Source organism: Phreatobacter oligotrophus (assembly GCF_003046185.1).
In the GTDB taxonomy this organism is placed as follows: Bacteria; Pseudomonadota; Alphaproteobacteria; order Rhizobiales; family Phreatobacteraceae; genus Phreatobacter; species Phreatobacter oligotrophus.
Genome location: NZ_PZZL01000001.1, coordinates 478,562 through 503,470, shown reverse-complemented (window position 1 = coordinate 503,470; position 24,909 = coordinate 478,562). Strand labels below are relative to the sequence as shown.

The window sequence follows — 24,909 nt, the reverse complement described above, 5'->3', positions numbered from 1 at the left end:
GCGCCGCATCCTGTCTAAGCCAGGCTGATTGCCGAATGGTTGACGGCTCAACCCGGGGTGGCCGTTGCGGCGATCTGCTGCTGCACCAGTTCGCAGGGACCATCGGTGGTCAGGAAGGCGATGTCGGCGGCGTCGCGGCCATGGCCGATGCGGACCAGCCCCTCGACGGGCGCGAGGCGGGTGAGATCGACGAGCCACCAGTCATGGCCGAGGAAAACCTCCATCACCGCGTGGAAGTCCGGCGGGTCGAGGTCAACGGCGTAGCAACTAACCGCCCGCGCGGGAATGCCGAGGGCGCGGCAGAGCGTGATGCCGAGATGGGCGAAGTCGCGGCAGACGCCGGCGCGCAGCGTGAAGGTATGCGCGGCATCGCTTTCGGCCGTGCTGACGCCAGCCACATAGTCGACATGGGCGGCGATCCAGTCCGCCACAGCCATGACCCGGGCGACACCATCCCCGTGGGGGCCGAACTCGCGGGCGGCGAAGCGCAGGAAGAGGTCGGAGGGGCAGAAGCGGCTGGGGAGCAGATAGGGCAGCACGGCGAGCGGCAGGTCGGACCTGCTCACCTGCACCGCGGATGGCGGCAGCAGGCGGCGGGCGCCATTGTCGATGGTGGCGGTGTAGGTGAGTTCGAGCCGGCCGCCGATCTGGCCGCGCAGCCAGCGCAACCCCTCGCCGTCCACCTCCTCGGCAAGGCTTTCCGGCGCGACGACGAGCCTCTCCGACAGGATGCTCTGGTCCGCGGTTCGCGCCGCCTGCACGAGGGCCAGCATGTGGGTCTCCGCCGGCAGGTCATAGACCAGCCGCGTCGTGACATCGATCCGCATGGCGCCCCCCTCGTGCTGCGGTGCAGAACGGCCGGCGAGGCCCTCGGTTCCCCGCAGCGCGCGGCCGCGATCACAGGGGACAGCAGCCGATGGCGAAGCTGCCGGCGCAGGCATTCCCTGCGCTGGCCGCGCCGCAACATCCGCATTCCCTCATTGCGGCTGCGGCGACTTGTTTTTTCTTTTTGTCGGCCAGCAATTGAGGCTATTGGAGAATTTTATTATCTCTTGAGCCTCCGCCCCATGGGGCCGCCACCATTTCCGGGTCGATCATGTCCACGACGCTCCCCCGCCGTACCCTGCTCGCCGCCGCTGCGGCGACCCTCGCCGCCCCTGCCCTGCCGCGCCTGGCGCTGGCCCAGCGCGTGCCCGCGCGGGTCGGCGTCATCCCCATCGTCGGCGCCGCTCCCGTCTTCGTGGCCGACCGCGAGGGCTGGGCGCGCGAGGCCGGCCTCGACTTCGCCTACACGACCTTCGAGTCCGGGCCGAACATGATCCAGGCGCTGGCCTCCGGCACGATCGACATCTACGCGGCCGGCGTCGCCCCGCTGGGCGTTGCCCGCTCCCGCGGCGTCGACGTCAAGGTCGTCGCCAGCACCGCCACCGGCGAGAACGTCTTCGTCGCCACGCCGCGCCTTGCCGCCTTCTTCAAGCCCGGCACCAGCCATGCCGAGGCCTTGCGCGCCTATCGCGCCCAGACCGGCAAGCCGGCGCGCCTCGCCACCCAGCCGCCGGGCTCGGTGCCGAACACCACCCTTCAGTACTGGCTCTGGGAGCAGATCAAGGCCGACAAGGCCGATGTCGAGATCGTCGCCATGGGCATCGACGCGACCCAGCAGGCGATCCTGGCCGACGCCGTCGAGGGCGCAACCATTCGCGAGCCGGCCCTGACCATCGTCCAGAAGCGCAATCCCGGCATCCGGCTGATTGCGCTCGGCGACGAGCTCTTCCCCGGCCAGCCCGGCACGGTGGTGGCCGTCTCCGGCGCCTTCCTCGCCCGCAACGAGGACCGCGTGCAGGGCCTCGTCAACGGTCTTGTCCGCGCCGGCGCGCTCCTCACCCGCGATCCCGACAAAGCGGCCCCGCATGTGGCGGCGAACCTCGCCAAGGGCATCGTCGACCTGGAGACGATCAAGGCGGCGCTGAAGTCGCCGGCCTCGAAGTTCACCATCGATCCGCGCGCCATCATCCAGCCGACCAAGGCGATGCAGGACTATCAGGTGAAGCTCGGCTCGTTGCGCGAGTCGGTCTCGCTTGACGGCCTGTTCGACACCCGCTTCTTCGAGAAGGCGCCGTCGGCGACCTGATGGCCGCCGGCAAGGACATCCCCGTGACCGGCACCACCCTCCCCGCGCCGGCGCGCAAGGCCGCGCCCACCGCGACGCTCGCGGCGGCGCGGCGCATCGGCCTTGCCGCCCTCGGCCTCGCCCTGTTCCTCGCGCTGTGGGAGGCGCTGCCGCGGCTCGGCCTCGTCAATCCGATGCTGCTGCCGGTGCCGAGCGTCATCCCCGCCGCCTTCTGGGCCGAGATCACCTCGGGCGCCTGGGCGACCGCCGTGCGGGCGAGCCTCGGTCACTACATGATCGGCCTCGTCCTCGGTTCGGTGCTGGGGCTTATCCTCGGCATCGCCACCGGCATGTCGCAGCTCGCCGAGGACATGACGTCCTGGGTCGTGCGCGTGCTGCGCCCCATTCCGGGCCTCGCCTGGGTGCCCTTCGCCATCATCTGGTTCGGCGTCAGCCCGTCCTCGGCGGTGTTCATCATCGCCATCGGCGTGTTCTGGATCGTCTTCTTCGCGGCCCATGGCGCCATCCGCGGCGTCGACCGGGACCTCATCGAGGTGGCGGATGCCTTCGGCTTCCGCTCGGCGCGGGAGCGGCTGTTCAAGATCCTGCTGCCGGCGGCCATGCCCGGCATCCTCGTCGGCGTGCGCACCGCCCTCGGGCAGGCCTGGATGGCGGTGGTGGCGGCCGAGATCTTCGGCGTGCCGGGCCTCGGCCAGCGGATGATCCAGGCCTCGAGCCTGCTCGCGACCGAGATCGTGGTCGTCTACATGCTCACCATGGCGGCGCTCTACGGCCTGCTCGACACGCTGTTCGTCGCGATCCAGGGATGGGTGCTCCGATGGAAAGCGTGATCGACATCCGCGGCCTGTCGCTGTCCTTCACCCGCGACGGCGAGACCAACGAGGTGCTGCGCGGCCTCGACCTCGCGGTGCCGCGGGGCGCCTTCATCGCCATTGTCGGCTCGTCCGGCGTCGGCAAGTCGACGCTGCTGCGCGTACTGATGGGCCTTGCCGCGCGCAGCGTCGGCGAGGTGACGATTGCGACGCGCTCCGGCCAGCGCCAGCCGCTCGCCCTGGTCTTCCAGGATTCGCGCCTGCTGCCCTGGCGCTCGGTGGCCGACAATGTCGCTTTTGGCCTTGAGGGCAGCGCCCTCTCCAAGACCGAGCGGCGGGCAAAGGCCGAGGCGGCGCTCGACATTGTCGGGTTGAAGCACCTCGCCGAACGCTGGCCGCACCAGCTCTCCGGCGGCCAGCGCCAGCGCGTGTCGCTGGCCCGGGCGCTTGCCGTCGAGCCGGAGGTGCTGCTGATGGACGAGCCCTTCTCGGCGCTCGACGCCATCACCCGCGAGGGCCTGCAGGACGAACTCGTCCGCATCTGGCAGGTGACGGGCAAGACCATCCTCTTCGTCACCCATGACATCGAAGAGGCGACCTATCTCGCCGACCGCGTGGTGGTCCTGGCGGGATCGCCCGGCCGTGTCGTGGCTGACCACGTCATCAGCTCAGCCCGGCCGCGCAAGCGCGCGGTGGCGGCGGATACGGGCCTCGTCGCCGGTATCCGCCAGCATATCGGCGGCGAGACGATGATCGACGGGACGGGGATCTAGGCCCCCGCCCCCGTCCTCCATCACTCAGTCGTCGAGCGAGAAGCCCGAAGCCTTGACGATCGGCGCCCAGTTGGCGCGGGCGCGCTCGAGATTGGCGGCATATTCCGGCGGCGTCAGCGAAAAGGGCTCCTGGCCGACGGCGCGCAGCGTGTCGCGGGTCGCCGGAACCTTCACCGCCTCCGCCACGAAGCCGGCGATGCGCGCGGCGAGATCGGCCGGCGCGCCCTTGGGCATGAAGCAGCCGAAGGTGTCGCGGCCCACCACCTGGGCGAAGCCCTGCTCGGCGAAGGTCGGAGTGTTCGGCAGGAAGGCCGAGCGCTCGCGATCGGCAACGCCAATGACGCGGAGCACGCCCGCCGCCACATGCGGCACGTAATCGCCGATGGGCGTGATGGTCGAGGCGACATGGCCGCCGATCAGATCCTGGATCGCCGGGGTCGAGCCGCGATAGGGCACGTGGCGCAGCTGGACACCCGCCGAGGCGATCAGCAGCTCGCCCATGAAGTGCGGCGTCGAGCCGGCCGCCGGCGAGCCGAAGGCGGCCTTGTCGGGATTGGCCTTGGCCCAGGTGATGAAGCCGGCGACGTCCCGCACCTCGGCCGGGACCATCGGCCCGACGGCGAGCGCGAAGGTGGCATAGGTGGCCGGGGTCACCGGAGTGATGTCGGTCGCGGGATTGTAGGCGAGGCGCTTGTAGACGCTCGGGTAGATGGTGAACATCGCGTCCGGGCTGACCAGCATGGTGCGGCCGTCGGGCGCGGCCTCCATCAGCGCGGCGATGGCGAGGCGCGCCGAGGCGCCCGGCCGGTTCTCGACGACGAAGCTCTCGGCGACCGAGCCGCGCAGGCTCTCGGCCAGGCGACGGGCCAGCGTGTCGGTGGGGCCGCCGGCGGGGAAGCCGACGATGATGCGGCCGACGCCGCGCACGAGCTGGGCGGGTGCCGGCAGCGTCGAGGCGGCGAGCGCGCCGGCTGCGAGTCCGAGCGCATGGCGGCGGCTCGGGCGGAAGTTGGTCGTCTTGGTCATTCGTGTCCTCCCTCAGATGAGCACCCGCCGGCTTCTCGTGGCCGGTCGCGGCGCCCGTGGCGTTTCCTCGTTGCGGGCCGGTCTCAGGCGGCGAGACCGAGCACCCGCATGGCGTTCTGCTTCATGATCAGGTCATGCACTTCGGGCTTGAAGCCGACCTCGGTGAACTGGGCGAGCCAGCGCTCCGGCGGGATCAGCGGAAAATCCGAACCGAACAGCATCTTGGTGCGCAGCTGGCTGTTCGCATATTGGACAATTTGCGGCGGGAAGTATTTCGGCATCCAGCCCGACAGGTCGATGTAGACATTGGGCTTGTGAAGGGCCATCGACAGCGCCTCGTCGGTCCAGGGCCAGGACGGATGGGCGAGGATGATCGTCATGTCCGGGAAATCGACGGCGACGTCGTCGACGTGGATCGGCTGCGAATATTTGAGCCGCATGCCGCCGCCGCCGCGCATGCCCGTGCCGATGCCGGAATGGCCGGTGTGGAAGATGGCCGGCATCTTGTAGTGGGCGATGACCTCGTAGAGCTGATAGGCCATGCGGTCGTTGGGATAGAAGCCCTGGCAGGTCGGGTGGAACTTGAAGCCCTTGACGATGCCGCCCTTGATGAGGTCCTCGGCCTCGCGCGCCCCGAGCCGGCCCTTGTGCGGGTCGATGGAGGCGAAGGCGATCATCATGTCGGCATTATCGCGGGCCGCGTCGGCGATCTCGTCATTGGCGATGCGGCGGTTGCCGATCTCGGCCTCCGTATCGACCGTGAACATGACCAGGCCGATCTTGTGCTTGCGGTAATGCGCGATCGTTTCGGCGATGGTCGGGCGCTTGCCGACCTTGAAATATTTCCCCGCCGCCTCCTCGAAGGGCGTCCAGTAGGGATCGGGCTCCTGACGGCAGGAGACCTCGGCATGGGTGTGGATGTCGATGGCGACGAGGTCCTCGACCTTCATGGGGTCTCTCCTGCACGGCTGTCGGGTCGGATGATGGCCTCGCCCGGCGGCTCGGCATAGAGGGCGGTGACGAGATCCTTGCGGCGGGTCAGCACCGCGCGCTGGTTGATCGAGCCCTTGTCGGTAAGTTCGCCGGCTTCGAGCGAGGGCGGCTCCGTCAGGATCACCGCGCGCTCGACACGGTTCGACGAGCCGGTGGCGGCCTTGGCGAGCAGGCCGAGGCGGCGGGCGAGTTCGGCGCGCAGGCCGGCATGGGCATAGAGGCCAGGATCATTGGCGGCGAGGCCGGCGAAGCGGGCGCAGGCCTCGGCGTCCGGCACCAGCAGCATGCCGATATCGTCGCGGTCATGGCCGGTGACCACCGTGTCGCGGATCAGCGGGTCGAGCGCCGAATTGACGACATGGCGGAGCGGGCCGACGCTGACCCAGGTGCCGGTGGCAAGCTTGAAGTCCTCGGACAGGCGCCCGTCGAAGAGGAACCCCTTGGATAGGTCGCCGGGGTCCGCATAGGCGACGGCGTCGCCGAAGCAGTAATAGCCCTCTTCGTCGAAGACTTTGGCCGTGAGGTCCGGGCGGCGCCAGTAGCCCGGCGTCACCGTCTCGGCCTTGACCCGCGCCTCGAGCTTGGTGCCGGCGGGGACGAGCTTCAGCGTGACGCCGACCATTGGCAGGCCGATGGCGCCGGCCTGGCCGGTGGCGCGCAAATTCATGATGGCGGAGGGGGCCGTCTCGGTAGCGCCAAGGCCGGTGACGAAGGGGATCTCGCGGCCGGCGACCTCACGGGCCAGCGTCAGGTAGCCGTCCCAGACCGGCTGGGCGAGGCCCGCCCCCGCATAGAACAGCATTTCGAGCCGGCTGAAGAAATGCGCGGCGAAGGCGCGGTCGGCCTCCAGGTACGGCAGCAGCGCCTCGTAGCCCTTCGGCACGTTGAAATAGGCGGTGGGCGCGATCTCACGAAGGTTGCGCACGGTCGGCAGGATGCCGGCCGCCACCGGCTTGCCCTCGTCGATATGGAGCGTGCCGCCATGGGTCAGCGCCATGCCGAAATTGTGGTTGGAGCCGAAAGTGTGGTTCCAGGGCAGCCAGTCCACGAAGACCGGCGGGGTCTCGGCGAGGAAAGGGAAGCACTGCAGCAGCATGACCTGGTTGGCCATGAGCATGCGCTGGGTGTTGACCACGGCCTTGGGCTCGCCGGTCGAGCCGGAGGTCAGCAGGAACTTGGCGATCGTCTCCGGACCGATGGCGGCGAAGGCGGCGTCGACGCGCGGATCGTCGGCATGGCCGTCGAGGCTCGACAGGTCGCGGGCACCGGCAAGCTCCGCATTGGCGGCCGCGACGATGACCCGGTCCGGTGCGGCCGCAGCCGCCAGCGCGGCGCGGAAGGGCTTGGCGTCGGCGACGAAGACGAGGCCGGGGGTCAGCAGGTCGAGGCAGTAGGAGAGCTTGGCAAAATCCTTGGCCACCAGGCTGTAGGGCGGCGAGATCGGGCAATAGGGCACGCCGATCATCATGGCCGCGAGGGCCATGACCGCATGGTCGATGCTGTTGCCGGAGAGGATCGCCACGGGCCGCTCGGCCGAGAGCCCAAGGCCGGCAAGGCCGGAGGCCAGACGGCGCACGCGCGTCAGGCACTCGCCAAAGGTCAGCGTCCGCCAGGCGCCGTCAGGCCCGCGTTCGGCGAGAAAGACGCGGTCCGGCGTGGCGGCGGCCCAATGGACGAGACGGTCGGGCAGCGCGCGGGGATAGGGGTCGAACCCCTGCCGCACCGTGACGAGCCGGGTGCCATCCGGCCGGTCCTCGACGACAGGGTCGAGCCGGCCGAGCCGGTGCCAGGCCTCGGGTGCGGTCGGTGCGGCGGCGAGCGAAGCGGCGAGGGCCATGCAGAGCCTCCGGGGGGCGGCCCTTGGCGGGCCTCACGAGGCGGTTGACGGGGATGCAAGTGTCGCGGGCGCGGGCGCCCGGCGCTCAGTCGGGGCGGGCGACCTTGGCGGCGCGCTTGGCGAGGAAATCGCGCACGCGCGCCTTCGCCTCCGGCATGTTCTGCGCGGTGGAGGCCATCAGCGCCTCGGTGAGGTAGCCGATATGCGGATCGGCCTCGGCGATGCGCGGCAGGGCATGGATGACCGCGAAATTGGTCATGTCGGCATTGCCCGCGGCTTTGGCGGCGAGCTGCTTGGCGAGCGCAAGGCCCGTGCCGTCGTCGACGAGGTACTGGCAGGCGCCAGCCCCCCTCGCCTCTTCCGCCGAGAGCGAGCGGCCCGTGAGCATCATGTCCTGGACGAGCGGCACGCCGATGAGGCGCGGAATGCGCACCGAGCCGCCGCCGCCGAGGAAGATGCCGCGCTGGCCCTCGGGCAGCGCGAAGAAGGCGGAGCGTTCGGCGATGCGGATATGGCTCGCCGCGGCGAGCTCGAAGCCGCCGCCGACCACCGCGCCGTGGAGCACGGTGAAGACGGGGACGCGGCCGAACTCGATCTCCTGGAAGGCGCGGTGCCAGCCCAGCGAGTGGGCGATGCCGGCGGCAAGGTCCGGCTCGCCGCCGACCTCCGACAGGTCGAGGCCGGCGCAGAAATGCTCCCCCTCGCCATGGATGACGACGGCGCGGACGGAGGCCGGAAAGGTTGCGAAGAGCTCGCGGAGCCCCGCGACCATGGTCTCGGACAGCGCATTGCGCTTGGCCGGCCGCGACAGTCGGATGATGGCGACTGCGCCTTCGATCGACAGGGACAGTCCCGATGCGGGTATCGGTTCGGCCAGGGCGCCCTCCCTCGGGCTGGTCTCGCCTTTGCGGCGATTAGTTATCTGTCATAACTATTTTCTGGATGGGCTGCTCTTGTCAATGGCCCCCTCGACCGGCCAGACAGAAAGAACAGGGCGTTGCTGCGCTTCGCCCGGTCAGCCCTGAGGAGCAGCATGGCGCTGGATCTCGGCCCCCTCGACGGCCATATCGGCTATCTCCTGCGGCGCGCGCAGCTCGCCGTCTTTGCCGACATCATGACGGGTTTCGCCAGCCATGGCATCTCGCCGGCCGATTATTCGGTGCTGACCGTCATCGCCGGCAATCCCGGCGCCGGGCAGAGCCAGGTGGCCGAGCGGCTCGGCATCCAGAAGACGAATTTCGTCCCGCAGATCCGCCGGATGGAGGAGCGCGGCCTTGTCGCGCGCACCCCCTCGCCCACCGATCGCCGGTCGATGAGCCTGACATTGACGCCCGAGGGCGAGGTGCTTCTCGCCGAGCTGCACCGCACCGCACAGGCCCATGTGGACCGGATGCGCGCCCATCTCGGGCCGGAGGCCTATGAGGCGCTGCGCGAGCCGCTGATGCGGCTCGCCGCCATCGGACCGGGCTGAACCCCGGTCAGTTCGCGCTGGGGACGCGGTCCTCGATGCCCCGGATATAGAAGTTCATGCCGAGGATCTGCTCGTCGGAGAGCGCGCCATTGCCCTTGCACTCCACCGTCTGGCCGTCCTGGCGGACCACCGGGCAGCGGAAGGGATGCAGCGTGCCGGCCTTGATGGCGGCCTCCGTCGCCTCGGCCATGGCCTTCACATCGGCCGGCATGTTCGTATAGGGCGCCATGTGGACGAGGCCGGTATTCAGGCCGCCCCAGGTGTCGCCGGAGCTCCAGCGGCCGTCCAGCATCGCCTGCACCCGCTGGATGTAATAGGGCGCCCAGTCATTGACGATGGAGGTCAGCTGCGCCTTCGGCCCGAAGCGGATCATGTCGCTGTCCTGCCCGAAGGCGAGGATGCCGCGCTGCTCGGCGATCTGCATGGCGGCGGGCGAATCCGTGTGCTGGGCGAGGATGTCGGCGCCCTGGTCGGCGAGCGCCTTGGCGGCGTCCGCCTCCTTGCCCGGATCGTACCAGGAGTTCACCCAGACGATCTTGATCTTGAGGTCGGGCCGCACCGACTGGGCGCCGAGCATGAAGGCGTTGATGCCGGAAATGACCTCGGGGATGGCGAAGGAGCCGATATAGCCCACCGTGCCGGTCTTCGACATGCGGGCGGCGATCTGGCCGAGAATGTAGCGGCCCTCGTAGAAGCGGCCGGCATAGGTGGCAAGGTTCGCCGAGCGCTTGAAGCCGGTGGCGTGCTCGAAGCGCACGTTGGGATGGCGGCGGGCGACGCGCTCGGTCGGGTCCATGAAGCCGAAGGAGGTCGTGAAGATCAGGCGATGGCCGGTGCGGGCAAGCTGCTCGATGACGCGCTCGGCGTCGGGGCCTTCCGCCACCTTCTCGACGAAGGTCGTCTCGATGCGGTTGCCGAACTGGCGCTCCAGCGCCTGGCGGCCGATGTCGTGCTGGTAGGTCCAGCCGTGGTCGCCGACCGGGCCGACATAGACGAAGCCGATCTTCAGCTTCTCCTGCGCCCACGAATAGCCGGCGCCGACGGTTGCGGCGACGGCAAGGGCGGCGGCGGCGAGCGTCGTCCTGCGGGTCAAGATCGCTCTGATCATCGTGCATGCCTCCGGCAACGGTCGGGTTGGGACAGCACGATGGTGGCGCGGCGCGCCGCCGGGATCAAGCGCCGCAGGACGTTCCCCCTCAGCGGCGCTCGTTGAAGTTGCCGCCGCCCGGGGGCCGCGTCATCTTGAACATCTGCTCCTCGCCGACCTGGAAATACTGGTCGTAGCCGCCGCGCATGATGGGATGCATCTTGCCGGTGTTGACGATGCCGTTCTCGATGAAGGCGTCGTCAATATACATGCCGACCACCTGGCCGATGACGAGGAAATAGGTGGTGACGCCCTCGAGCGAGGTCAGCGGCACGGTCTGGATCCACTTGCATTCCAGCGCGGCCGGGGCGGCCTTCACCCGCGGCGGCTTCACATGGACCGAGGGCGCAGCCTCCAGGCCGGCAAAGCTCATCTCGTTCTCGCCGCGCGGCAGCGGCGCCGAGGTGGCGTTCATTGCGTCGCGCAGGTCCCAGGAGCAGAACGAGCAGGTGAACTCGCCGGTCTCCTCGACGAAGGCGCGGGCGTCCTTCATGCCGCCGGAGCCGAAGGCCACCATGTGCGGCCGGTCCGAGATGGCGTTGAAGAAGGAATAGGGCGAGCAGTTGATGCGGCCCTCCTTGTCCATCGCCGTGATCCAGCCGATGGGGCGCGGCGAGACGATTGCCTTGAACGGATCGTGCGGCAGGCCGTGGTCGGCGGCGGTGACGTTGTAGTGCATGGGGGTTTCCTCAGGCCGTCGTCTAAAGGCGCGTGATGATGGCGGACATGTCGGGGCGCACGCGCTCCTCGGCGCGGGCGCTGGGCGTGCCGATATGGACGAAGCCGGCAATGGTCTCGTGGGCTTCGAGGCCGAGATGGTCGAGGAAGCGGCGGTCCATGGACGGCCATTCGGTGATCCAGGTGGCGCCGAAGCCATGGGCCGCCGCGGCATGGAGCAGGTTGAGGCAGACGGCGCCGGCGGAGAGCACCTGCTCCCATTCGGGGATCTTCGGGTGCGGCGCGGCGCGCGAGATGACGGCGACGCAGACCGGCGCGCGCAGGAAGCGGGCGCGTTCGATCTCGCGGCGATTGTCGGGGGCGGCGGGATCATCGGCGAGGATGATGCGCTCCAGCGCCTCGCCGAGCCTCTTGCCCGCATCGGGGCCGATGACCATGAAGCGCCAGGGGGCGAGCTTGCCATGGTCGGGCACGCGCGCGGCGATCTCCAGCATGGCATCGAGGGTGGCGTCGTCCGGCCCCGGGCCCTGCATCAGGGCGAAGGGCGTGGACCGGCGGGTCTTCAGATGGGCGACGAGGGCAGTGTTGACGGCGGCTGGCGCGGACATGGGATCCCCTGGACGGCGAGGCTCACCTAGGCCAGTTCCGGGCTTTCGCCAAGGGGACAGCGGGCCGGACCGCTCGCGGCAAAGGCCGGCAAGCGCGCCCTGCGGCGCAGGGAGGGCTTGCTCCGCCGCCATTCCCACACCAAAAAGGGCCACATTGTCCCGCCACCTGAAGGCGTCATGACGGCCGGCCGCAGCCCCTCTCCTCTCCTGATCGCGCTGGTGATGGCCGCGGGCCTCGGCCTGCCGGCTGCGCCGTCCCTCGCGCAGTCGCTCGACCGGCCGACCCTGCCGCGGATCGGGCCGGCTCCCTCCACCGAACTGCCGAGCGTCGCACCCGAGCCCCAGCGGCGCCGCCGCCACATGCCGGGCGGCGCCGCAACGCCGTTCTTCACGCTTCCCGACGGGGCAACGCCCTTCACGCCGCAGATGGGCACCTCGCCGCTCATCATCCCGCAGATCCCGGGCGCCCCGGTGGCCCCGGGCACTCCGGCCCTGCCGCCGCAATTCGCCGATCGCACGGCGGTCGCCTTCGACGCGCGCTTCCGCCAGGGCGGGCAATATGTCCGGGAGGGCCTGCACTGGCGCATCTTCGCCGACCAACCGGAAGCGAACGGCGCCTTCGCCCTCGTCGCCGAATCGCGCGATGCGGCGCCGGTCTTCGCGCTGCGCCCCGGCGCCTATATCCTGCATGTCGCCTTCGGCACCTTCGCGCAGACGCGCCGCCTGCGGATCACCGGCGAGCCCTTGCGCGACAGCATCGTGCTGAATGCCGGCGCCGTGCGGCTCGTCGGCCGCGTCGGCGAGGCGCAGATCCGCAATGCGCGCCTGTCCTTCGACATCTATGCCGGCGGCCTGTTCGACGGCGGCGAGCCGCGCCTCGTCATGCGGCAGGTCCCGGCCGGTGACCTCGTGGCCCTCGCCGAAGGCACCTATCACGTGGTCTCGACCTATGGCGACGCCAACGCCACGATCCGTGCCGACATCCGCATCCGTGCCGGCCAGGTGACGGATGCGACGATCCAGCACCGGGCGGCGAACGTGAACCTGAAGCTGGTGCAGCAGCGCGAGGGCGGCGATCCCATCGGCAACGCCGCCTGGACCGTGCTGACACCGGGTGGCGACGTGATCAAGGAATCGATCGGCGCCTACCCCTCCATGGTGCTGCAGGAGGGCGAGTACCTTGCTATCGCCCGCCACGAGGGCCGGGTGTTCAACCGGCGGTTCAACGTCGAGGCCGGCAAGGACCTGAACATCGAGGTCGTGGCGCGGTAGGCAGGTGGCTCCTTGCCAGCTGTCTTGAAGCCCCCGCGCCCTTCATCCGGCGATGCGCGCGAAACGCACCCTCACCTCTCCCCGGCGGGGAGAGGTCGACGAGCGACAGCGAGGCGGGAGAGGGGGAGCCTTCAACGAGAACGGTTCAGCCCCCCTCTCCCGGCCTTCGGCCGACCTCTCCCCGCCGGGGAGAGGTGTCGGTCGCGCCACATCGGAGTGGTTTGAGGCTGCCTCCCGCCCTTAGCCCTTCGCCCGCGCGCGGCGCACGTCCGGTGGAGTCGCCTCGTCGGCGAGCTGGGCGACCAGCGCGTCGAGGCCCATGACCTCCTGCGCCTGGCTGCCGAAGCGGCGGACGGAGACGGTGCGCTCGGCCGCCTCTTTCTTGCCGACGGCGAGGATCACCGGGATCTTCTGCAGCGAGTGCTCGCGCACCTTGTAGGAGATCTTCTCGTTGCGAATGTCCGCATCGGCCTTGAGGCCGGCCTTCTTCAGCGCCGAGAGCACTTCCAGCGCATAATCATCGGCCTCGGAGGTGATGGGGCAGACCATCACCTGCTTCGGCGCGAACCAGAAGGGGAAGGCCCCCGCATAGTTCTCGATGAGAATGCCGATGAAGCGCTCCATGGAGCCGCAGATGGCGCGGTGGACCATGACCGGCGGGATCTTGTCGCCGTCGGCGCCGATGTAGAAGGCGCCGAACCGTTCGGGGAGGTTGAAGTCGACCTGGGTGGTGCCGCACTGCCAGTCGCGGCCGATGGCGTCACGCAGGACATATTCGAACTTCGGGCCGTAGAAGGCGCCCTCGCCCGGGTTGATGGCGGTCTTGATGCGGCCGCCGGACTGGCTGGCGATCTTCTCCAGAACCTTGCCCATGACGCTCTCGGCGCGGTCCCAGAGCGCATCGGCGCCGACGCGCTTCTCGGGCCGGGTCGAGAGCTTCACCACGATCTCGTCGAAGCCGAAATCCGCATAGGTGGTGAGGATCAGGTCGTTGATGCGGATGCACTCGGCTTCCAGCTGCTCGTCGGTGCAGAAGACGTGGGCGTCATCCTGGGTGAAGCCGCGCACACGCATCAGCCCGTGCAGCGCGCCCGAGGGCTCGTAGCGATGGACGACGCCGAATTCTGCAAGTTTCATCGGTAGATCGCGGTAGGACTTCAAGCCATGCTTGAAGATCTGCACGTGGCCCGGGCAGTTCATCGGCTTGATGGCGAACCAGCGCTTGTCCTCGGCCTCGTCGCCCGCCGACTGGGCCGCGAACATGTTCTCGCGATACCAGCCCCAGTGGCCCGAGGTCTCCCAGAGCGACTTGTCGAGGAGCTGCGGCGCGTTGACCTCGTCATAGCCATGCTCGGCAAGGCGCCGGCGCATATAGGCGACGAGGGTCTGGAACATCGACCAGCCCTTGGGGTGCCAGAAGACGACGCCCGGCCCCTCCTCCTGGAAGTGGAAGAGGTCCATCTCGCGGCCGAGCCGGCGGTGGTCGCGCTTCTCGGCCTCTTCCAGCATGTGGAGATAGGCCTTGAGCTCGTCCTCGGTGCGCCAGGCGGTGGCGTAGATGCGGGTCAGCATCGGATTGTTGGAATCGCCGCGCCAATAGGCGCCGGCCACCTTCATCAGCTTGAAGGCGTTGCCGATCTGGCCGGTCGAGGCCATGTGCGGGCCGCGGCAGAGGTCGAACCAGCCGCCCTGGTCGTAGAGCTTGATCTCCTGGCCGGCGGGGATCGCCTCGACCAGTTCGACCTTGAAGGCCTCGCCCTTGTCGCGGAAGATCTGCGCGGCCTCATCGCGCGAGACGACGCGCTTGGTGAAGGGCTTGTTGGCGGCGATGATCTTGCGCATCTCCGCCTCGATCGCCGCGAAGTCCTCGGGGGTGAAGGGCTCGTTGCGGAAGAAGTCGTAATAGAAGCCGTTCTCGATGACCGGGCCGATGGTCACCTGGGTGCCCGGCCAGAGCCTCTGCACGGCCTCCGCCATCACGTGGGCGGCGTCGTGGCGGATCAGCTCGAGCGCCTCGGGGCTCTCGCGGGTGATGAACTCGATGCGGGCATCGCCGGGAATGGGATCGGCGAGGTCGACGACCACGCCGTCGAGCTTGGCAGCGATGGATTTCTTGGCGAGCGACGGCGCGATGGCTTTGGCGACGTCGAGGCTGGAGACGCCGGAATCGTAGGACCGCTGGGCGCCATCGGGGAAGGTCAGGACAGGCATGTCTCTCTCCGCTCACTCCTGCCGACAGAGCAGGTAAGGGGTGGTCTGGTGCATGGATGCGGCCCGGACACGGAGTTGCCGCTGACAAGGGCGGCATCCGGATCCCGGCCGGTGGGATCGCATAACCGAGCGCACAGCCGAGGGCAATGCGGGAGCGGCGCGGGGTTGCGGTCCGAGCGGGCCGGCTTCACGCTTGGGCCATGCCCCGCGGCCTCCGACTCGTCCTGCTCCTGCTTGTCGCCGCAGCCGCAAGGCCCGCCGCCGCCCAGCAGCCGCCCGCCCCGCCCCTTGCCGAGGCGGCGCCGCTCACGGCTCCGGCCAATGTCCCCGCCATGACCTTCACGCTCGTCACCGGCGAGGCGGATGCCTGCGGGCCGGGTTGCGACCGCTGGATCGCAGCGGAAGGCGTCATCGTCGCCGACACGCCCATCGCCTTTTTCGAGTTCGCAAGGCGCCTCGACGGCACAAGGCCGCCGCTGCTCATCCAGTCGGAGGGCGGCGTGGTCGAGGCGGCCATGGCGCTCGGCCGGCAGGTGCGCCGGGCGGGGCTCGCCACGATGGTGGCGCGCACCGACCGATCCGGCGCCCTGCCCCAGCCCGCCCTCGACGGCACCTGCCATGGCGCCTGCCTCTACCTGCTGATCGGCGGCACGGATCGCTCGCTGGCGCCGGGGGCGGAGCTCTCCATCAGTCCCATCAGCTTCGACGGCACTGCGGGCGAACCCTTCCCCGAGGCCATGCGGCAGCGGCTGATCGCTGGCGTCCTCGTGCGCATCCGCGCCTATCTCGGCGAGATGGGCGTCGATCCGGGCCTTGCCGCCTTCCTCGACGGCGAGCGCTACGAGGGTTTCTTCCCCACCCGCGGCTTCCTCGACCGCCACGCCATCCTCACCCGCGACCCCTGACCGGGCTTTTCGCACCGGCGATCCTGCACGACTGCCCTGCCCGCTCGCCTGCTTGCTGCGCCCCCCGTTCTCGGCGAGCCTGCCCATGGGACGTTCGGGTATCGGCCCGGCGTGGTTGACGTGGAGACGGGCCATGGGCTGGTCGGATCGGATCGGGCGCGCCGGACGCGCCATTGCGGGCCTCGCGCTGCTGGCGGGGGTGGCGCTGGCGCCTCCCGCGGCACAGGCGCAGTCGGTGCTGCGCGCAGCCATGCACTCCGACCTGCGCATCCTCGACCCGATCTGGACCACCGCGCTGATCAGCACCCATCACGGCTTCATGGTCTACGACACGCTTTTCGCAGTCGACGACAAGCTCGAGGTGAAGCCGCAGATGGTGGAGAGCTGGACGGTCAGCGACGACCGGCTGACCTGGACCTTCACGCTGCGCGACGGGCTTGAGTTCCACGACGGCCAGCCGGTGACGGCCGAGGACTGCATCGCCTCCATCCGCCGCTGGGGCGCCCGTGACGGCATGGGCCAGAAGCTCATGGCGGTGACGGCGGAGCTGACCGCGTCCGGGCCGAAGACCTTCGTGCTCAAGCTGAAGGAGCCCTACGGCCTCGTGCTCGCCTCGCTCGGCAAGCCGGCGGCGAACGTGCTCTTCATCATGCCGAAGCGCATCGCCGAGACCGATCCCAACACCCAGATCACCGATGCGACGGGCTCCGGCCCCTTCATCTTCCAGCGCGACCAGTGGAAGCCGGGCGAGCGCGCCGTCTATGTGCGCAATCCCCGCTACCGCCCGCGCGCCGAGGCCCCGTCCGGCATGGCCGGCGGCAAGGTCGTCAAGATCGACCGGGTCGAGTGGATCTGGATCCCCGATGCCCAGACCCAGGTAAGCGCGCTGCAGCGCGGCGAGATCGACTTCATCGAGGCGCCGCCGCATGACCTGCTGCCGCTCTTGAAGGGCGACAGCAACGTGGCGCTCACGGTCATGGCCCCCATGGGCCGGCAATATGCCTTCCGCTTCAACGTGCTGCACAAGCCCTTCGACAATGCCCGCATTCGCCAGGCCGTTGCGATCGCCTTCAACCAGGAGGACTTCCTGCGTTCGACCATCGGCGACCCCGACTATTACGTGCTGTGCAAGTCGCTCTTCCCCTGCGGTTCGCCGCTGTCGAGCGAGGCAGGCTTCACCGACCGCCTGGAGGGCAACATCGCCCGCGCCCGCGCGCTGGTGCAGGAGGCCGGCTATGACGGCTCGCCGGTGGTGCTGCTGCAGTCGACCGATATCGGCTCGCTGTCGAACCTTGCCCCGGTCGCCAAGGCGCTGATGGAGCGGATCGGCCTCAGGGTCGATCTGCAGGCCATGGACTGGCAGACGCTGGTGGCGCGCCGCGCCCGCCGCGATGCGCCGACCGCCGGCGGCTGGAGCGCCTTCCTGACGTCGTGGGGCTCGATCGACGTGCTCGACCCGGCCTCCGCCAGCTTCCTCAATGCGAGCTGCGAGCGGGCCGCCTTCGGCTGGCCCTGCGATGCCGAGCTCGAGCGGCTGCGCGATGCCTATGCGCGGGAGACGGATGCGACGAAGCAGAAGGCGATCGCGGAAGCCGTGCAGCGACGGGTGGCGGAGTATCCGACGCATATCCAGCTCGGCCAGTACCTGCAGCCAACGGCCTATCGCACCAATATCGTCGGCCTTCTCGCCGCCGGAAACCTGGCGCTCTGGAACGTCGAGAAGCGCTGAAGCGGCATGACCTGGTCGATCGTCGCCCATGATCCGGCGAGCGGCGCCTTTGGCGTCGCCGTCGCCACCTGCGCCTTCGCGGTGGGGGCAAGCTGCCCCTTCGTGCGGTCGGGCGTCGGGGCGGTCTCGACCCAGTCCATGACCAATCGCTATCTCGGCCCGGCCATCCTCGATGCGCTGGAGGCCGGCCTGTCGCCGGTCGAGGCGATCGAGCGGGCGCTCACGCCCGACGAGGGGCGGCACCTGCGGCAGGTCCACTGCGTCGATGCGCAGGGCCGAACGGCCTATTGGACGGGCCGCAACTGCGTCGAATGGTGCGGCGAGGCGACGGCGCCGCATGTCTCGGTGGCCGGCAACATGCTGGCAGGCGCGGATGTGGTGGCGGCGACGCTCAGGACCTATGAGGCAAGCACCGGCCTCGATCTCGCCGGCCGGTTCATGGCGGCGATGGCGGCGGGAGAAGCCGCCGGCGGCGACCGGCGCGGCAAGCAGTCCGCCGCCATGCTGGTGACGACGACTGAGGACTTCCCCGACCTCAACCTGCGGGTGGACGACCACGCCGATCCGCTCGGCGAACTGGCGCGGCTGCTCGGGATCTGGCGGCAGACCTATCCGCCGCGGCGCGGCTGGGCGCCGTCTAAGGCCAATCCATCGGGGGCTGCCGACATGGAGGCCATCGAGGCTGGCTGGAAGGCACAAGGCCTCGACCTGCGCTTCCGCCGCTGAGGCCTCAGCGCCCCTCCCCGGCCTCCACCGCCTCGCAGACCGGCCCGCCGCCGCGCCAGCGCCAGTCGCCATAGGCGAGAGGCTTCCACCATGCGGCATCGGCGGGGAGAACGAGCGGCGGATTGTCGATGCCGGAGGTGCCGCGCGGATGGCAGCGGCAGAGCCGCGCGAGGCCCATCCAGCCGCCGGCCCAGAGGCCGTGCCGCATCACGGCTTCGTCCATGTAGGCCGAGCAACTCGGCATGTGCCGGCACCAGCGGCCGACCAGCATGGAGATGGTGAGCTGATAGCTGCGCAGCAGCCCATGGGCAGCAAGGCGCGGCCAGCGCGGCGGGCTCCAGTCGTTGAACAGGGCGTCGAGGTCCCGATCCCGGCTCATGCCCGGCGGGTCATTCCGCGGCCTGGGCGCGGGCGGCGGTGGCCTTGCCGACCGCCTCGACCACGGCGTCGAAGGTCAGCAGAGTCGAGGCATGGCGGGCCTTGAACTCGCGCACGGGCTCCAGCACCGCGACATCGGCCCATTTGCCGGCGGGCGGCGCGCCATTCTCCTTGAGCATGCGGCGGACGGTGTCGCGCAGGTCCTTCAGCTCGGCCGCGGTCGAGCCGACCACGTGCTGCGCCATGATCGAGGAGGAGGCCTGGCCGAGGGCGCAGGCCTTCACGTCGTGGCCGAACTCGGCGACGCGGTCGCCATCCATCACCACGTCGACGGTGACGGTCGAGCCGCAGAGGCGGGAATGGGCGGTCGCCGAGCCATCGGGCTGCGCGAGGCGCCCCAAACGCGGGATCGAGGCCGCCAGTTCCAAGATGCGGGCGTTGTAGACGTCGTCGAGCACGTGCCGTCCCTCCGGCCAAAACGATCTGGCGTTACGGGCGCCATTGCCCCGCGGGAAGATGAACGCCCGTTCATGGAGCGTTCAGGCCCTCCCATCATATATGTGTCGCGTCAGGGCAATAAAGGCCGGCGGGCAACGCCGGGACCCTGGAAACGCCCCCGCATGCGACAACCTGCCGCACCTTGGCGATGTGCGCGGAAGTCGATCCGGAACGTTCTCCAGTGGCGTAGCAGGAAACGTTCCCGAAGCGGAGTTAAGTCTCATGGATGCCGTCGTGACGTCCCTTCCCATGGCGAAGGGGCTCGAGTCGCCGCGCCGCCGCCGTCCCAGCCGTGAAGAGGCGGAAGCCGCCGTGCGGACCCTCATCGAATGGGTTGGCGACAATCCTCCGGACCGCGAGGGTCTCGTCGACACGCCCCGCCGCATGGTCAAGGCGTGGGAGGACCTCTTCCGCGGCTATGGCCAGTCGGCCGCCAAGGAACTCGGCACGGTCTTCGAGGAGGTCGGCGGCTATGGCGACGTCGTCCTCGTCCGCGACATCCCGTTCTTCTCGCATTGCGAGCACCACATCGTGCCGATCATGGGCCGGGCGCACATCGCCTATTACCCGCGCGAAGGGGTGGTCGGCCTGTCGAAGCTCGCCAAGGTCGTCGACATCTATGCGCGCCGCCTGCAGACGCAGGAGAACATGACGGCGGAGATCGTCGGCGCCATCGAGGAGAGCCTGAAGCCGCGCGGCCTCGCCGTGCTGGTCGAGGCCGAGCACATGTGCATGTCGATGCGCGGGGTGCAGAAGCAGGGCGTCTCGACCATCACCACCGGCTTCACCGGCCTGTTCAAGGACGATGCGTCCGAGCAGGCGCGGTTCATGCAGATGATCCGCGGCTTCCGCTGAGGCGGGGTCCGTCGACCGCTCAAGCCTTCAAGCGACTCTCACTGCGCGATCCCCGCCCCTGTGGCGGGCATTCGCGTTTGATCGCCTGATTTCAAGACTTTGCAGATGCGGGATGGAGGGCGTCGAGCCGGCTGGGGCCCCTCACCCTTCCCTCTCCCCGCAGGCGGGGAGAGGGGCCGGAAGCGTTGCGACTTTTCCGAAGATCGACTGCTTGGGCCAGGGCTGTGCTGATCGGGCGGGACCTCACGGGTCCCCTCTCCCCGCAGGCGGGGAGAGGGCAAGGGTGAGGGGCAAGGGAGCGCAAAGCGTGAGGGGCAAAGAGCCCCCGTCCCTCAGAACGTCACGCTCTCGCCCGACTTCGGCACGGCGACCTTGGTCTTCGAGCCGGCCATGCCCGCCACGAACTTGTCCGCCGTCTGGTCGAGCAGCCCGAAGGTGGCGTAGTGGCAGGGCACGACCGTGTCGAACTGGAAGAACTTCTTGCAGGCGAAGGCCGCGGCATCGCCGCCCATGGTGAAGCGGTCGCCGACCGGCACCAGCGCGTGGGTCGGCTTGTGGTACTCGGCGATGAGGCCCATGTCCGGCATCATGTCGGTGTCGCCCATGGCATAGAGCACCACCCCGCCCTTCTGCTTGATGATGAGGCCGTTCGGGTTGCCGAGGGCATGGCTGACGCCGTCGTGGAAATCGGCGGAGGAATGCAGCGCATTGGTGAGGGTGACGGTGAAGTCGCCCTGGTCGGTCGTGCCGCCGCAATTCATCGGGTCGAAGGCCTTGAGCCCCTTGTTCGCCAGGTACATGCATAGGTCGTAATTGGTGACGACCTTGGCGCCCGTCTCGGCGGCGATGCTCAGCGTGTCGCCGACATGGTCGGAATGGCCGTGGGTGAGGAGGACATGCGTCGCGCCGCCGATGGCCGCGGCACGGTCGCCGGTGAAGCTCGGATTGCCGGTGAGGAACGGGTCGATCAGCACCACGGAGGAGCCGAATTCGAGGCGGAAGGCGGAATGGCCGAACCAGGTGAGCTTCATGGGATGATCCTCCGACAACATGCGGCTTGAGGGCCTGGCCTGTTGTAGAGTGTGGGCCTCACCAGACAAGCAGGGAGATCGACCATGAGCAGCTTCGGCCTTGGGCCCTTCGCCCCCAACACCCTGTCCCAGAGCATCCTGCCGGGATGGGGCGCGTTCAACATGACCGTGAACTACCAGGGCTCGCCCGACATCGAGACCGAGGTGGTGCGCGACGTCGCGAGCTTCGGCCGCCAGATCGGCTGGCTGAGCGAGCTCGTGCTGGAGCTGTGCAAGATCCACCCGCCGCAGGGCGCGGCCAAGGATGCCGAGGTCAAGCTGCGGGAAGCGGCGAAACGCATCAAGGCCATCAAGGAGCGCCGGGAAGAGAGCGCCCGCATCGAGGCCACCGAGGCGCTGGAGCGCTTCCGCAAGGAGCATCCGCAGCGCTATGCGCTGTTCCTGCGGGACAAGGCGGCGGAACTGCAGGCCGCCGAGAGCAAGGGGAAGCCGGTTTGATCGTCGAAGCGCAGCAGATCCGCGGCGAGGTGGCGAGCGGCCGGCGGCTGCTTGGCCTCGACCTCGGGACCAAGACCATCGGCCTCGCCCTGTCGGATGTGAACTGGACCATCGCCACGCCACTGGAGACCATCAAGCGGGTGAAGTTCACGCCCGATGTCGAGGCGCTGCTGGGCCTTGCCGCCAAGCATGATGCCGGGGCGCTGGTGATCGGCCTGCCGAAGAACATGGATGGGACCGAGGGCCCGCGCGCGCAGTCCACCCGGTCCTTCGTGCGCAACCTGCTGCCGAAGACGGAGCTTCCCATCGTCTTCTGGGACGAGCGCATGTCGACGGCGGCGGTGACGCGGACGTTGCTGGAGGCCGATGCCTCGCGCGCCCGGCGGGCCGAGCTCGTCGACAAGATGGCGGCGGCCTACATCCTCCAGGGGTTTTTGGACCGGCTGGGCTACGGAGAATTCGGGTCGGAGTGAGGGTTAGCATGCCCCTCACCCTTCCCTCTCCCCGCAAGCGGGGAGAGGGGGACCATGACGTCAATGACAGGTCTCCATCGCCCCGCCAGGCACAACGGGTCCGCTGGACGCGCAACGCTGTTGCCCCCTCTCCCCGCTTGCGGGGAGAGGGAAGGGTGAGGGGCGGATGAAGCCAGCGACAGCGGTGGAGTACCCCTCACGCCGGCCCGAAATTCAGCGTCCAGGTCTGCCCCACCAGATCCACCCCGAAGGAATGGTGCCTGTCCTCGGATGCCAGCACGAAGCCTTCCGCCACATAGATCCCCCGCGCGGCGGCGAGGCAGTCGTTGGTCCAGAGCATCATGCCGCGATAGCCGGCCTCGCGGGCGAAGGCGATGCACTCGCGCACCAGCCGCTTTCCCAGACCGGTGCCGCGCTGCGAGGCATCGACATAGAGCATCCGCAGCTTGGCCACCCCCTCTCCGGCATCGACGCAGAAGACCGAGCCGACCACCTCCCCGCCCCGGTCGGCGATGAAGGCGCGCTCACGGGCGGGATCGTTCTTGCGCAGGAAAGCCGCGCCGATCTCGGCGGCGAGCGCCTCGAACTCGTCGTTCCAGCCATATTCGGCGGCATAGACGCGCGCCTGGCCGGCGATGATGGCGCCCATGTCGCCGGGCCGGTGACGGCGGATGACCACCGCGGGCCCCTCGCCCGCCATCAGCCCCTGCACCTCCTCCATGGCGCCGACGAGCCGCTCGCGGTCGCCGGGCCTCAGGCGCGCCAGCAGCCCTGCCACCTCGTCACGCGAGGCGGCGTCATAGGGGGCGAAAGCGGCGCGGCCCTGCTCGGTGAGCTGAAGGATCTGACGGCGACCGTCCTCGGCGGCCGCATGGCGCAGGAGCAGCCCGTCCCGCTCGAAACGGCCAAGGATTCGCGACAGGTATCCGGCATCGAGGCCGAGCTCCGCGCCAAGGTCGCGGGCCGTCAGGCCGTCGCGGGTGAAGAGCTCATAGAGGACGCGGGCTTCCGTCAGCGACCATGACCCGCCGAGATAAAGGCCGAGAAGGCCGATGGCGCGGGTGTAGAATCGGTTGAAGCCACGAATGGCGGCGATCTGCGCGTCAGATGGTGCGGACATGGCCTTCCTCCGACAGGAAGGCTGGACCTATTAGTTGACTGAGTCAACTATTCAGCGCAGGTCGATCGGCCGGGGCAGCATCTCGGTGATCTGCACGCCGATGCGGTTGCCGTTGATCACCACCTGGCCGCGGGCAATGGGCATGTCGTTGGCGAGGATTTGCACCTCATCGTCCTCCGTGGCATCGAGTTCGATGATGGCACCGCGGGCCATGCGCAACATCTGATGGATCGGCATCACGGTCGTCCCGAGGACGACGGAGATATCGACGGAGACGGTATCGAGCTGAGCCATGGCACCTGTTGCCGCATGCGCGTCGCGGGGACGCCGATACCCTGACCTTAACATGGTGAACGAGTGGTAAACGACCGTTCCAATCTGGTGCTGGCGATGGCAGCGCCCGCCGATGCGCCGCCGGTGGAATGGGTGGTGTCAGACCGCCTCGTGCCCTACGAGGAGGCGCTTTCCGCCATGGAGGCGCATGTCGCGGCCATTGCGGCGGGCGAGGCGGCCGAGCGGGTCTGGCTGCTGGAACACCCGCCCCTCTACACCTCAGGCACCTCGGCCAAGGCCGATGGCGTGGTCGATGCGCGATTCCCCGTCTTCGAGGCCGGCCGCGGCGGGCAGATGACCTATCACGGGCCGGGCCAGCGGGTGGCCTATGTCATGCTCGACCTCAATCGCCGCAAGCGCGACCTCAGGGTCTTCGTCGCGGCGCTCGAGGACTGGATCATCGGCACGCTGGACGCCTTCAACGTGCGCGGCGAGCGGCGCGAGGATCGCGTCGGCGTGTGGGTGAAGCGCCCTGACAAGGGCGCGGAGGTCGAGGACAAGATCGCCGCCATCGGCATCCGCGTAAAGCGCTGGGTGACGCTCCATGGCATCTCGCTCAATGTCGAGCCGGATCTCGCGCATTTCGACGGCATCGTGCCCTGCGGCATCGTCGATCCGCGCTATGGCGTCACCAGCCTCGTCGATCTCGGCCTGCCGGTCACCCTGCCCGAGGTTGATGCCATCCTGCGGCGCGCCTTCGAGGATCGTTTCGGACCGACCGTCGCGGTGGAGGGTTGATCCCGGCCGCGCCCTTCCTGAGGAGCCGCCGATGCCTGCCTCCGCCGTCCAGACCTTCCGCGCCTTCGCCTACAACAATGCCTGGGCGAACCATCGCCTGCTTGAGGCCTGCGCGGCGCTCAGCCCGGAGGCGTTCGCGGCGCCGCGCACCGGCTTCTTCCCGAGCCTTGCGGCGACGCTGAACCACATCCTCGTCATCGACTGGTTCTACGTGGACGCCCTGGAAGGCGGAATGCTTGGACCGAAGGCCTGGGAGAACGAGATCCCCTGCCCCGCGCTCGCGGACCTGAAACGCGAACAGGCGGCGGTCGACCGGCGGCTGATCGCAGTCTGCGAGGCGCTGACGGACGAGGCCCTGAACGGGGAGGTCCGGGTCAACCGCATCACCCGCGTGCAGGTGGAGCGGGCCGACCGGCTGCTGATGCATCTCTTCCAGCACCAGATCCACCATCGCGGCCAGGTCCATGCCATGCTGGCGGGAACGGCGGTGAGGCCGCCGCAGCTCGACGAGTTCTTCTCGGTGGGGGAAGCGGACCTGCGGGCGGCGGAGTTTGCGGAACTCGGGTGGAACGAGGAGCGGGTGTGGGGGTGAGGCGGGGATCATTGGCGCGGCGGATGGGTCGATGCGCCCAGAAGGTTGCCGCCAGCACCTCCCCCGTCATCCCC

27 protein-coding genes are annotated in these 24,909 nt (G+C 69.1%); 13 read left to right on the top strand and 14 right to left on the bottom strand.

Annotation, left to right across the window (positions count from 1 at the left end):
* Positions 1–47: 47 nt before the first annotated feature.
* Positions 48–827 carry a transglutaminase-like domain-containing protein gene (locus C8P69_RS02460; RefSeq protein ID WP_108174266.1) on the bottom strand — a complete coding sequence of 260 codons (780 nt, stop codon included), beginning with the start codon at positions 825–827 and terminating at the stop codon, positions 48–50.
* Positions 828–1,096: 269 nt separating this feature from the next.
* Here C8P69_RS02460 and C8P69_RS02455 point away from each other — a divergent pair, with 269 nt between their 5' ends.
* Genes C8P69_RS02455 through C8P69_RS02445 form a run of 3 tightly spaced genes read left to right on the top strand, consistent with a single transcriptional unit; the run spans position 1,097 to position 3,716 of the window.
* Entirely contained in the window at positions 1,097–2,131 is a 1,035-nt protein-coding gene (locus C8P69_RS02455) for an ABC transporter substrate-binding protein (RefSeq protein WP_108174265.1), read from the top strand.
* 17 nt (positions 2,132–2,148) lie between these two features.
* Positions 2,149–2,961: an ABC transporter permease gene (locus tag C8P69_RS02450; RefSeq protein ID WP_425440738.1), complete on the top strand. Its 813-nt coding sequence runs from the start codon at positions 2,149–2,151 to the stop codon at positions 2,959–2,961.
* Positions 2,949–3,716 (top strand): ABC transporter ATP-binding protein, encoded by a 768-nt coding sequence (locus C8P69_RS02445; protein ID WP_211353794.1) that lies wholly within the window; start codon positions 2,949–2,951, stop codon positions 3,714–3,716. Before C8P69_RS02450 ends, C8P69_RS02445 begins: the two co-directional genes overlap by 13 nt.
* 24 nt (positions 3,717–3,740) lie before the next feature.
* Here the strand turns inward: C8P69_RS02445 and C8P69_RS02440 are convergent, their stop codons facing one another.
* The 4 genes from C8P69_RS02440 to C8P69_RS02425 form a co-directional block, all read right to left on the bottom strand.
* Positions 3,741–4,742, bottom strand: a complete 1,002-nt coding sequence (locus tag C8P69_RS02440) for a tripartite tricarboxylate transporter substrate-binding protein (RefSeq protein ID WP_108174262.1) — start codon at positions 4,740–4,742, stop codon at positions 3,741–3,743.
* A gap of 83 nt (positions 4,743–4,825) precedes the next feature.
* Entirely contained in the window at positions 4,826–5,692 is an 867-nt protein-coding gene (locus C8P69_RS02435) for an amidohydrolase family protein (RefSeq protein WP_108174261.1), read from the bottom strand.
* Positions 5,689–7,572 (bottom strand): feruloyl-CoA synthase, encoded by a 1,884-nt coding sequence (locus tag C8P69_RS02430; protein ID WP_108174260.1) that lies wholly within the window; start codon positions 7,570–7,572, stop codon positions 5,689–5,691. The genes C8P69_RS02435 and C8P69_RS02430 overlap by 4 nt, the downstream gene beginning before the upstream one ends.
* Before the next feature lie 85 nt (positions 7,573–7,657).
* Positions 7,658–8,449: a crotonase/enoyl-CoA hydratase family protein gene (locus tag C8P69_RS02425; protein ID WP_245901854.1), complete on the bottom strand. Its 792-nt coding sequence runs from the start codon at positions 8,447–8,449 to the stop codon at positions 7,658–7,660.
* Positions 8,450–8,605: 156 nt separating this feature from the next.
* Here C8P69_RS02425 and C8P69_RS02420 point away from each other — a divergent pair, with 156 nt between their 5' ends.
* Entirely contained in the window at positions 8,606–9,043 is a 438-nt protein-coding gene (locus C8P69_RS02420) for a MarR family winged helix-turn-helix transcriptional regulator (RefSeq protein WP_108174258.1), read from the top strand.
* 7 nt (positions 9,044–9,050) lie between these two features.
* Here the strand turns inward: C8P69_RS02420 and C8P69_RS02415 are convergent, their stop codons facing one another.
* From C8P69_RS02415 to C8P69_RS02405, 3 genes are all read right to left on the bottom strand, one after another.
* On the bottom strand, positions 9,051–10,151 hold the full coding sequence (locus tag C8P69_RS02415) for a BMP family ABC transporter substrate-binding protein (protein WP_108174257.1): 1,101 nt from the start codon (positions 10,149–10,151) through the stop codon (positions 9,051–9,053).
* 88 nt (positions 10,152–10,239) lie between these two features.
* Complete coding sequence (locus C8P69_RS02410) at positions 10,240–10,869, bottom strand: flavin reductase family protein (protein WP_108174256.1); 630 nt, start codon at positions 10,867–10,869, stop codon at positions 10,240–10,242.
* 22 nt (positions 10,870–10,891) lie between these two features.
* Entirely contained in the window at positions 10,892–11,476 is a 585-nt protein-coding gene (locus tag C8P69_RS02405; RefSeq protein WP_108174255.1) for a nitroreductase family protein, read from the bottom strand.
* A gap of 177 nt (positions 11,477–11,653) precedes the next feature.
* On the opposite strand from C8P69_RS02405, the gene C8P69_RS02400 reads away from it, so the two are divergent.
* Entirely contained in the window at positions 11,654–12,748 is a 1,095-nt protein-coding gene (locus C8P69_RS02400; protein WP_108174254.1) for a hypothetical protein, read from the top strand.
* 240 nt (positions 12,749–12,988) lie between these two features.
* On the opposite strand, the gene thrS is transcribed toward C8P69_RS02400, so the two are convergent.
* Positions 12,989–14,959 carry a threonine--tRNA ligase gene (gene thrS, locus C8P69_RS02395; protein WP_108174253.1) on the bottom strand — a complete coding sequence of 657 codons (1,971 nt, stop codon included), beginning with the start codon at positions 14,957–14,959 and terminating at the stop codon, positions 12,989–12,991.
* A 200-nt stretch (positions 14,960–15,159) separates the two neighbouring features.
* Between thrS and C8P69_RS02390 the strand changes: the two genes are divergently transcribed.
* From C8P69_RS02390 to C8P69_RS02380, 3 genes are all read left to right on the top strand, one after another.
* Entirely contained in the window at positions 15,160–15,864 is a 705-nt protein-coding gene (locus C8P69_RS02390) for a hypothetical protein (protein WP_108174252.1), read from the top strand.
* A 133-nt stretch (positions 15,865–15,997) separates the two neighbouring features.
* Positions 15,998–17,593, top strand: a complete 1,596-nt coding sequence (locus C8P69_RS02385; RefSeq protein WP_108174251.1) for an ABC transporter substrate-binding protein — start codon at positions 15,998–16,000, stop codon at positions 17,591–17,593.
* Positions 17,594–17,599: 6 nt separating this feature from the next.
* Complete coding sequence (locus C8P69_RS02380; RefSeq protein ID WP_108174250.1) at positions 17,600–18,319, top strand: DUF1028 domain-containing protein; 720 nt, start codon at positions 17,600–17,602, stop codon at positions 18,317–18,319.
* A 4-nt stretch (positions 18,320–18,323) separates the two neighbouring features.
* Here C8P69_RS02380 and yidD read toward each other — a convergent pair whose 3' ends face one another.
* On the bottom strand, positions 18,324–18,698 hold the full coding sequence (gene yidD, locus C8P69_RS02375) for a membrane protein insertion efficiency factor YidD (RefSeq protein ID WP_108174249.1): 375 nt from the start codon (positions 18,696–18,698) through the stop codon (positions 18,324–18,326).
* Between the two features lie 10 nt (positions 18,699–18,708).
* Positions 18,709–19,155 carry an iron-sulfur cluster assembly scaffold protein gene (locus C8P69_RS02370; RefSeq protein WP_108174248.1) on the bottom strand — a complete coding sequence of 149 codons (447 nt, stop codon included), beginning with the start codon at positions 19,153–19,155 and terminating at the stop codon, positions 18,709–18,711.
* A gap of 262 nt (positions 19,156–19,417) precedes the next feature.
* Here C8P69_RS02370 and folE point away from each other — a divergent pair, with 262 nt between their 5' ends.
* Positions 19,418–20,050 (top strand): GTP cyclohydrolase I FolE, encoded by a 633-nt coding sequence (folE, locus tag C8P69_RS02365; RefSeq protein ID WP_170118096.1) that lies wholly within the window; start codon positions 19,418–19,420, stop codon positions 20,048–20,050.
* Between the two features lie 332 nt (positions 20,051–20,382).
* Here folE and C8P69_RS02360 read toward each other — a convergent pair whose 3' ends face one another.
* Positions 20,383–21,081 (bottom strand): metal-dependent hydrolase, encoded by a 699-nt coding sequence (locus C8P69_RS02360; protein WP_108174246.1) that lies wholly within the window; start codon positions 21,079–21,081, stop codon positions 20,383–20,385.
* 84 nt (positions 21,082–21,165) lie between these two features.
* Here C8P69_RS02360 and C8P69_RS02355 point away from each other — a divergent pair, with 84 nt between their 5' ends.
* Positions 21,166–21,579 (top strand): hypothetical protein, encoded by a 414-nt coding sequence (locus C8P69_RS02355; protein ID WP_108174245.1) that lies wholly within the window; start codon positions 21,166–21,168, stop codon positions 21,577–21,579.
* Positions 21,576–22,052, top strand: coding sequence for a Holliday junction resolvase RuvX (ruvX, locus tag C8P69_RS02350; RefSeq protein WP_108174244.1), 477 nt, complete (start codon positions 21,576–21,578; stop codon positions 22,050–22,052). The genes C8P69_RS02355 and ruvX overlap by 4 nt, the downstream gene beginning before the upstream one ends.
* A gap of 196 nt (positions 22,053–22,248) precedes the next feature.
* Here the strand turns inward: ruvX and C8P69_RS02345 are convergent, their stop codons facing one another.
* Both C8P69_RS02345 and C8P69_RS02340 read right to left on the bottom strand, forming a co-directional pair.
* Positions 22,249–23,172, bottom strand: coding sequence for a bifunctional helix-turn-helix transcriptional regulator/GNAT family N-acetyltransferase (locus C8P69_RS02345; protein WP_108174243.1), 924 nt, complete (start codon positions 23,170–23,172; stop codon positions 22,249–22,251).
* 51 nt (positions 23,173–23,223) lie between these two features.
* The gene (locus tag C8P69_RS02340) at positions 23,224–23,466 is read right to left on the bottom strand and encodes a FliM/FliN family flagellar motor switch protein (protein ID WP_108174242.1); all 243 of its coding nucleotides are present in this window, start codon (positions 23,464–23,466) and stop codon (positions 23,224–23,226) included.
* A gap of 96 nt (positions 23,467–23,562) precedes the next feature.
* Here C8P69_RS02340 and lipB point away from each other — a divergent pair, with 96 nt between their 5' ends.
* Both lipB and C8P69_RS02330 read left to right on the top strand, forming a co-directional pair.
* Positions 23,563–24,243 carry a lipoyl(octanoyl) transferase LipB gene (lipB, locus tag C8P69_RS02335; RefSeq protein ID WP_211353793.1) on the top strand — a complete coding sequence of 227 codons (681 nt, stop codon included), beginning with the start codon at positions 23,563–23,565 and terminating at the stop codon, positions 24,241–24,243.
* A gap of 31 nt (positions 24,244–24,274) precedes the next feature.
* Positions 24,275–24,835: a DinB family protein gene (locus C8P69_RS02330; protein WP_108174240.1), complete on the top strand. Its 561-nt coding sequence runs from the start codon at positions 24,275–24,277 to the stop codon at positions 24,833–24,835.
* The last annotated feature ends 74 nt before the right edge of the window (positions 24,836–24,909 follow it).

What these genes read in the sequence shown, in the direction of transcription:
- C8P69_RS02460 (WP_108174266.1), bottom strand. Translation starts at nt 827, where the DNA reads ATGCGGATCGATGTCACGACGCGGCTGGTCTATGACCTGCCGGCGGAG.
- C8P69_RS02455 (WP_108174265.1), top strand. Translation starts at nt 1,097, where the DNA reads ATGTCCACGACGCTCCCCCGCCGTACCCTGCTCGCCGCCGCTGCGGCG.
- C8P69_RS02445 (WP_211353794.1), top strand. Translation starts at nt 2,949, where the DNA reads ATGGAAAGCGTGATCGACATCCGCGGCCTGTCGCTGTCCTTCACCCGC.
- C8P69_RS02440 (WP_108174262.1), bottom strand. Translation starts at nt 4,742, where the DNA reads ATGACCAAGACGACCAACTTCCGCCCGAGCCGCCGCCATGCGCTCGGA.
- C8P69_RS02435 (WP_108174261.1), bottom strand. Translation starts at nt 5,692, where the DNA reads ATGAAGGTCGAGGACCTCGTCGCCATCGACATCCACACCCATGCCGAG.
- C8P69_RS02430 (WP_108174260.1), bottom strand. Translation starts at nt 7,572, where the DNA reads ATGGCCCTCGCCGCTTCGCTCGCCGCCGCACCGACCGCACCCGAGGCC.
- C8P69_RS02420 (WP_108174258.1), top strand. Translation starts at nt 8,606, where the DNA reads ATGGCGCTGGATCTCGGCCCCCTCGACGGCCATATCGGCTATCTCCTG.
- C8P69_RS02415 (WP_108174257.1), bottom strand. Translation starts at nt 10,151, where the DNA reads ATGATCAGAGCGATCTTGACCCGCAGGACGACGCTCGCCGCCGCCGCC.
- C8P69_RS02410 (WP_108174256.1), bottom strand. Translation starts at nt 10,869, where the DNA reads ATGCACTACAACGTCACCGCCGCCGACCACGGCCTGCCGCACGATCCG.
- C8P69_RS02405 (WP_108174255.1), bottom strand. Translation starts at nt 11,476, where the DNA reads ATGTCCGCGCCAGCCGCCGTCAACACTGCCCTCGTCGCCCATCTGAAG.
- C8P69_RS02400 (WP_108174254.1), top strand. Translation starts at nt 11,654, where the DNA reads ATGACGGCCGGCCGCAGCCCCTCTCCTCTCCTGATCGCGCTGGTGATG.
- thrS (WP_108174253.1), bottom strand. Translation starts at nt 14,959, where the DNA reads ATGCCTGTCCTGACCTTCCCCGATGGCGCCCAGCGGTCCTACGATTCC.
- C8P69_RS02390 (WP_108174252.1), top strand. Translation starts at nt 15,160, where the DNA reads ATGCCCCGCGGCCTCCGACTCGTCCTGCTCCTGCTTGTCGCCGCAGCC.
- C8P69_RS02385 (WP_108174251.1), top strand. Translation starts at nt 15,998, where the DNA reads ATGGGCTGGTCGGATCGGATCGGGCGCGCCGGACGCGCCATTGCGGGC.
- C8P69_RS02380 (WP_108174250.1), top strand. Translation starts at nt 17,600, where the DNA reads ATGACCTGGTCGATCGTCGCCCATGATCCGGCGAGCGGCGCCTTTGGC.
- yidD (WP_108174249.1), bottom strand. Translation starts at nt 18,698, where the DNA reads ATGAGCCGGGATCGGGACCTCGACGCCCTGTTCAACGACTGGAGCCCG.
- folE (WP_170118096.1), top strand. Translation starts at nt 19,418, where the DNA reads ATGGATGCCGTCGTGACGTCCCTTCCCATGGCGAAGGGGCTCGAGTCG.
- C8P69_RS02360 (WP_108174246.1), bottom strand. Translation starts at nt 21,081, where the DNA reads ATGAAGCTCACCTGGTTCGGCCATTCCGCCTTCCGCCTCGAATTCGGC.
- C8P69_RS02355 (WP_108174245.1), top strand. Translation starts at nt 21,166, where the DNA reads ATGAGCAGCTTCGGCCTTGGGCCCTTCGCCCCCAACACCCTGTCCCAG.
- C8P69_RS02345 (WP_108174243.1), bottom strand. Translation starts at nt 23,172, where the DNA reads ATGTCCGCACCATCTGACGCGCAGATCGCCGCCATTCGTGGCTTCAAC.
- C8P69_RS02340 (WP_108174242.1), bottom strand. Translation starts at nt 23,466, where the DNA reads ATGGCTCAGCTCGATACCGTCTCCGTCGATATCTCCGTCGTCCTCGGG.
- lipB (WP_211353793.1), top strand. Translation starts at nt 23,563, where the DNA reads ATGGCAGCGCCCGCCGATGCGCCGCCGGTGGAATGGGTGGTGTCAGAC.
- C8P69_RS02330 (WP_108174240.1), top strand. Translation starts at nt 24,275, where the DNA reads ATGCCTGCCTCCGCCGTCCAGACCTTCCGCGCCTTCGCCTACAACAAT.